At 48.0% G+C, this 1,726-nt stretch carries 3 protein-coding genes; 1 reads left to right on the forward strand and 2 read right to left on the reverse strand.

Annotated elements, in window-relative coordinates; all coding sequences use genetic code 11:
• Positions 1–3 precede the first annotated feature (3 nt).
• Positions 4–189 carry a hypothetical protein gene (locus PX636_RS18170; RefSeq protein ID WP_288118177.1) on the forward strand — a complete coding sequence of 62 codons (186 nt, stop codon included), beginning with the start codon at positions 4–6 and terminating at the stop codon, positions 187–189.
• 57 nt (positions 190–246) lie between these two features.
• On the opposite strand, the gene PX636_RS18175 is transcribed toward PX636_RS18170, so the two are convergent.
• Both PX636_RS18175 and PX636_RS18180 read right to left on the reverse strand, forming a co-directional pair.
• Positions 247–1,230 (reverse strand): methyltransferase domain-containing protein, encoded by a 984-nt coding sequence (locus PX636_RS18175; RefSeq protein ID WP_288118175.1) that lies wholly within the window; start codon positions 1,228–1,230, stop codon positions 247–249.
• A 116-nt stretch (positions 1,231–1,346) separates the two neighbouring features.
• Positions 1,347–1,640: a DUF5132 domain-containing protein gene (locus tag PX636_RS18180; protein ID WP_002752967.1), complete on the reverse strand. Its 294-nt coding sequence runs from the start codon at positions 1,638–1,640 to the stop codon at positions 1,347–1,349.
• Between the last annotated feature and the right edge of the window lie 86 nt (positions 1,641–1,726).

A 1,726-nucleotide genomic window follows, 5' to 3' on the forward strand; every position in this document is an offset into this window, starting at 1 on the left:
ACGGTGCGCTATTGGGTTTTATTTAGGGTTTGCGGCAAAAAGCTTTTCGGTGGTGGCAGGGTGTGGGGTGTGGGGTGTGGGGTGTGGGGTGTGGGGTTTTATCGATTTTCAGGTGGTCAAGTACCTAATTTTCTGGGAAAAAGTCCAGGAATTTTCCCCCCGATCACTCCAATGGTTGGGACTTTTTGAGGAAAAAAAAGTCCAAAAGTCTTACCCAACAAGATTTTTAGATTTATTCAGCAAACCCTACATAACTGAGGTAAGAGACTCTTGCTGACTTGCTTGCAGATGGGATTGAGCGCGAACAGCGCGGAACATCCCAAAACGACATAAACCCGTGCCAAAGGCCAAACGCATCAGCAGAATTGTCGGCACTTCTCGGACGGATTTAAGCAACCCAGTTAGACCAAATTGCCACCAGCCTTGGGGACGAATCACCCCCTGCCAAATGGTATCAATCCAAGAGGGTAGAGTGGCTGTTGTCCAGTCAGCAGTCACCACTTCCCCATCTACCAATCCCGTGGCCGCCAACTGTTCGGCAAAACCTTCGATACTGGCAAAAGCGGGGTGGGACCACTGATCCAAAAGTTGGCGCATGACGGGACGTTCCCAGAAATTAAGCGGTTTTTGACGGTCATCTCGCTGATTCCAGTCCGCTACCACCAAGACTCCCCCCGGCTTAAGAACTCGCAGTAATTCCTGAGCAAAAACGGCTTTGTCCGGCATATGGGGACCGGCTTCAATTGACCAGACCACATCAAAACTCTCGTCGGGAAAAGAAAGGGCCATGGCATCATCGACCAAAAAGCGAGCATTTACATCTGGGGGTGTTAGTTCTTTGGCCCGTGCCACTTGTTTGGGACTAATAGTGACACCGGTAACGGCAAATCCGTAGTCGCGGGCCAGAATGCGACTGCTGCCACCAATACCACAACCGACATCGAGGAGAGTTGCACCGGTGGGTAGTTTATCCAAACCTCCCCAAGAGACCATTTCCGCCACAAAGTCAGCTTTTGCCTGTAGAAAGTCTTTTTTTTCTGGTGGGGAACCGTAGTGACCTAAATGGATGTGTTCCCCCCAATAATATTCTAAAATCCCGTCCTCGGTCCATTGGTCGTAGGAATTGGCCACCGAGTCCGATGATTGGTACTTGCGAGAGGAAACAAAATAGACGACGATAGCGATCGCTAGGAGTAACCCTAAAGATGATGTCACCAAAAGTATATTCATTCAATCCTACTGGGCAAACTGACACAAAGCTTAATATCTCTTAAAGATTATATAACTTTGAGGTTCTGCCGGCTGAGGGCTAACAGGGTTGAGTGACTTTGGTTACTCACCAGAAATTAACTATCGCGTAATGAGGGTTCCGAATTAACCCCACTGGGTAGAACCACTTGATGATCGCGTTCGGCTATGACTTCTGCTTTGGCCTCGGCGACGATATCCCCCAGCACTTCTGCTGTTTCGGCCAAGGAACTCTTAGTTTTTTCGTAGAGAACAACGCCAGTTTTAATCGTTGCTTTGGCGACCGGTTTCAGTAAAGAAATCACGGTGGGGGCCAACAGCAGCGCACCGATTCCGAAAACGATCGCTTTCCCTGGAGTAATTTGTGCTAGTTTTCTCGTTTGTTCTAACATCTGTGTTTTTTCCATGAGCTTTAAACCATTGATTTTGTTGCCTTCAGTCTGTAGATAGCAAAAGTTTTTAACTTAGAAGCATTATC

The sequence above is a fragment of the Microcystis sp. M53598_WE2 genome (genome assembly GCF_030067735.1).
In the GTDB taxonomy this organism is placed as follows: Bacteria; Cyanobacteriota; Cyanobacteriia; order Cyanobacteriales; family Microcystaceae; genus Microcystis; species Microcystis aeruginosa.

Bases quoted from the DNA above. Each gene is read 5' to 3' on its own strand.
- PX636_RS18175 (WP_288118175.1), bottom strand. From the start codon at position 1,230: ATGAATATACTTTTGGTGACATCATCTTTAGGGTTACTCCTAGCGATC.
- PX636_RS18180 (WP_002752967.1), bottom strand. From the start codon at position 1,640: ATGTTAGAACAAACGAGAAAACTAGCACAAATTACTCCAGGGAAAGCG.